This window comes from Nostoc cf. edaphicum LEGE 07299 (assembly GCF_015207245.1).
Classification (GTDB): domain Bacteria; phylum Cyanobacteriota; class Cyanobacteriia; order Cyanobacteriales; family Nostocaceae; genus Nostoc; species Nostoc edaphicum_B.
In genome coordinates, this window is record NZ_JADEXF010000545.1 from 1 (window position 1) to 3,997 (window position 3,997).

Genomic DNA, 3,997 nt, shown 5'->3' on the forward strand with positions numbered 1-3,997 from the left:
AGGTAGAGTTTATCGGCGGAGAGGGTGTCATCAAAAATTACCGACCTCAGTCAGGTAGCTGGGTTTATTTGCTAGAGATGCCTATGGGTTTAGAGCCAAAAATGGGTCGAGTTGGTTATGAGACTATGATTTGGCTATCTGAGGTAGATATGTATTCACCATTCAATAATTTTTCTCAGAATAGAATCCTAAATCATGAGCAAAAAATGCTCTTTTTGGAAGTGGTTGAAGCAATGGATATGACGACAATACAAATAATTAATCAGTAAATCTTTTTTAATGCAAGAAAAAGCATTAAACCTATATTTGACCAAACCTACAAGCCTTGCTTGAGATAGTATTCATTACTTTTGATAGAGTGAAATATATGAAAGACGAAGTTGAATTATAAATATTCTGCTTAGGCAGCTAACTAGCTAGCTAGAGCAATCTATTTATATCTATGAAAAAATTAGATTCTCATGATTTCTCAGCTAGCGGTTACTATTTCGTAAACATTTACGCACTTACCAAGAGAAAAATGGAAAACATTAACCAGGCAAAAATGATCGAGCGTTACATTGCTTTGGCTATCGGAATCAGTTATTTGCTTTTAGGTTTAGCTGGATTTGTACCAGCTTTGGTTTCATTACCAGGAACGAACGAATCTTTTGTTCCACTTGATGAATCGGTTGGCGCTTATTCGGCGGGATTTGGTTATATCTTTGGTGCAATTCCCACGAACTTTTTGCATAACATTGTACGTTGCGCCGTAGGATTGTTAGGAATTACTTCTTACAACAACACTACCACAGCGCGTCTTTTCAATCGTGGTTTTGCAGTTTCTTATGCATTGCTGGCAATCGTCGGATTGTTGCCTTTGGGTAAGACATTTTTCGGCTTAATGCCATTGTTCGGTGCTAATGTTTTGCTTAATGCATTAGCAGCGATCGCAGCTGGCTACTACAGTGTTGTTATACCAGCCAAAGTGAGCGGTGTTAATGTATCGCAAAATCTTCAATAGTTGCTGATAGTCTGCGGTGTCCAGGTGGGGCCATTGCAAGATGGCCCTTCTGGTTTCCAGATCAGCATATCTAAGCAGATTTGCCGCATATCCATGTTTTTCGTCCAAGCATGATAGACAACATACTCAGTCTTACCATCTGGCCCAAAAACAATAGAATTATGTCCCGGCCCTATAACAAAATTAGAAACAGACTTTAGCACCCGTGGCCCGGTTTCGTTACCTGCATCAGAGTAAGGCCCCATCACGTTGTCAGCAACGCCATAATCTACACCGTAGTTTTCAGTTTCCCAGCGTCCACCACTATAAAAGCAGTAGTATTTACCTTCATGCTTCCGAACGCAGGGGCCTTCTAAAGTATGCCAATCATAAATTTCACCATACATCAAACGGTTGGCTAAAAACCGTTGCCAATCCGATCGCGCACGTAAAACCACCTTCCCTTCACCAGCAAGCTTAGTCATGGTTTGGAGTTTGTCTACAACTAATGCTGTGCCAGCACGCACTCCATCCGATGTATCTAGAAAGTCACGGGCGTAAAACAAATACCACTGTCCATCATCATCCCGGAATGGGTGCGGATCGATCGCAAAAGGACAAGATTTTGGATCTACGACTGGCTCACCAACATCTTGATAAGGCCCTAACGGAGTATCGCTTGTAGCTACACGTAACTGATGATTCTTATCTTCACGCCCTACAGAGTAGTAGAGATAAAACTGTCCATCGCAGTAAGCGACTTCGGGGGCCCAAAAATTATCACCAAGGGCGGGATCTGGCCGCTGTAGTGCGTTACCAACAAAATCCCAGTTTACAAAGTCGAAAGAGCGTAACAGAGGAAAGACACACGATTTGTTATTGGAGTTAACATTTGGTGCGTCCGCTATTTCATCTACCGTTCCTTCTGCTTCTGCTGCGCCAGTTCCGATCGCATAATATACGCCTTCGTGTTGCCAAACAAAAGGATCGGCAAAATAACCTTTGTAGACTGGATTAGTATAGGTTTGCATCTTAATTATCTATAGGAATGACAAAAATCTTTCTTCCACTAGTGGTCTGTCCCATTAATTATGATAGGTGAATCAGCTTTTCAATTTTTCTTCTTTACCTCTTCCTTTGCGTTCTTTGCGGTTCGTTTTCTTATCCCTCTAATTTAATGAGACAAAGTACTTAGTAGTCTGTCAAGGGAAGTTTGAAGGGTAAAGGAACGAACCACAGAGGCGCAGAGGGCACAGAGTCTGAGAAAAAAGAGATGTTTAAGAGGTGTCTCACTCGTCAAAGTTAGCTTGAAAAACTACTAGTATTTGAAATTCACGTAAGTTTCGACTTTGTTCTTAGGTAAGCTTTCTACTAGCTGACACCGTAGCATCTGCTTTAGTTTTTCTGGGAGGCTTTGATAATAGTCTTGTGGAAGAGTTAAATCTACCTTTGGTGTGTGCAACCAATGCATCGCATAGCCCATAACTACCATTGGTCTTGGCTGGTTTGTCCGATTTGGGGAACCCCGATGCAGTGCTAAAGGCGATCGCACCATCACGTCACCAAGCTGCATATAAAAAGATTCCATCGGAATTTCACCACTGGCAACCTTTTCTAATCCTTCTTCACGCGGTATGACATGAGTACCACGCGCCATTTGAAACGGCCCGTTGTCTGCGGTTACTTCTACAAGGGGAAAGTTAACTGCTAGGGCGTAAAGTGGTGTAACTATGCGATCGCTAAACAACGGGCGAAAGTCCCGATGGATTTCCTGATAATCTGAACCCTGAAATGGAACATCAACTCCCATCTGAACCATCACGTATTCTTGGTAAAACACGCGCTCTAAAACACCCATAATCACTGGGTTAGCAAAAACTAATTCATTAGCAAATGGGTAAATCCAAGGCAAGGTTAGATAGTAGCGGGAAACTTCACGAGGAGCCAACCCACCTGGTTGATTTTGACGCTCGTAAAATAATTTTTCAAAAGCTTGTGCCCACTCGTCAATTAATTTTTGCTCAAAAACACCGGGAATCACACAAATTCCGTCTTGATTCAGTTTTTGAGCAAATTGGTCTAGGTCGGTAGCTGAATATTTCGCTATACCGCCTATACTTTGAACCATCTTTTTTATCCTCTTCAACTTATAACTAGAGGCGTATCAATATCAGACCTCTAGGAGATTTTTTATTGCTTGTCGATAGTAGCGCACTATTTTTAAAATTGGTGGCTTATGCCAATCCTCTGTAACAATTAATTTATATTAATTATAACGAATTAGTTAACATAACTAAACTCTTTGACACTCCAGACAATGCAACGCGATCGCCTGGCTTTGAAAGGCATCTAACAGTCAGAATGCGGTTGGACTCACCAAAGCACTAATGACACACCTGCATACATCAGCACATCGGCAGCTTCACGGGCGAAGGTCAGTGCGACTGCCCGTCCAATTCCAGAGTTACCACTCGTGAGTATGGCAGTTTTGCCAATCCTGTTTGAAATGGAATGAATCAGCCCTGCTTCAAAAGGGGGCTTTGATAGACGTTTTTCGGGTTCCCCTCTTCATAAAGGGGGCTAGGGGGGATCGAATTCTATGCAGCTTTATAAAGAATTGGTATAACTTAAATAATAATTGCTGATTTTCAATTTAAGCAAGCACATTGATGAGCAGGATATTGAATTTTTAATTCATTCATTGCTTCTTAAATATTCAATTGCTGCCTCTAATTTTGAGGGGTAACTTTCAGCAAACCTCTCAAACCAAAGTCCTTCAGACGAAAGTGGATCTACTTTGGCTAACCATTCTTTCGCCTGCACTTTTAAACCTTCTAGTTGTTTAGCTTTGATTTTTTCTTGTTGAATTCGTTCCTGTTCTAGTTCTAGCTGTCTTTTTGATTCAATAGCAGCATCCTCTTCGGTAAAATCAGCCTTAACTTCTGCCAAAAGATTATCTATTAAAGATGCCGACTTTGGCGATGATGAGATAAACGATTTGACTGAGGATGATGT

Annotated in this window: 5 protein-coding genes; 2 read left to right on the plus strand and 3 right to left on the minus strand. The window is 41.4% G+C overall.

Going from position 1 to position 3,997, the window contains the following annotated elements:
- Both IQ229_RS16530 and IQ229_RS16535 read left to right on the plus strand, forming a co-directional pair.
- Window positions 1–269, plus strand: a 269-nt coding sequence (locus IQ229_RS16530) for a hypothetical protein (RefSeq protein WP_194045518.1), incomplete at its 5' end; no start/stop codon positions are given.
- Between the two features lie 251 nt (window positions 270–520).
- Window positions 521–1,003: a DUF4383 domain-containing protein gene (locus IQ229_RS16535; RefSeq protein ID WP_194045505.1), complete on the plus strand. Its 483-nt coding sequence runs from the start codon at window positions 521–523 to the stop codon at window positions 1,001–1,003.
- Here the strand turns inward: IQ229_RS16535 and IQ229_RS16540 are convergent.
- The 3 genes from IQ229_RS16540 to IQ229_RS16550 form a co-directional block, all read right to left on the minus strand.
- The gene (locus IQ229_RS16540) at window positions 997–2,013 is read right to left on the minus strand and encodes a glycoside hydrolase family 43 protein (protein WP_194045507.1); all 1,017 of its coding nucleotides are present in this window, start codon (window positions 2,011–2,013) and stop codon (window positions 997–999) included. The two genes, IQ229_RS16535 and IQ229_RS16540, sit on opposite strands and share 7 nt — an antisense overlap.
- Window positions 2,014–2,300: 287 nt before the next feature.
- A complete protein-coding gene (locus tag IQ229_RS16545; protein ID WP_194045514.1) occupies window positions 2,301–3,110 on the minus strand; it encodes a phytanoyl-CoA dioxygenase family protein in 810 nt (269 codons plus the stop codon).
- 566 nt (window positions 3,111–3,676) lie between these two features.
- Window positions 3,677–3,997, minus strand: a 321-nt coding sequence (locus tag IQ229_RS16550) for a salt stress protein, Slr1339 family (protein WP_194045516.1), incomplete at its 5' end; no start/stop codon positions are given.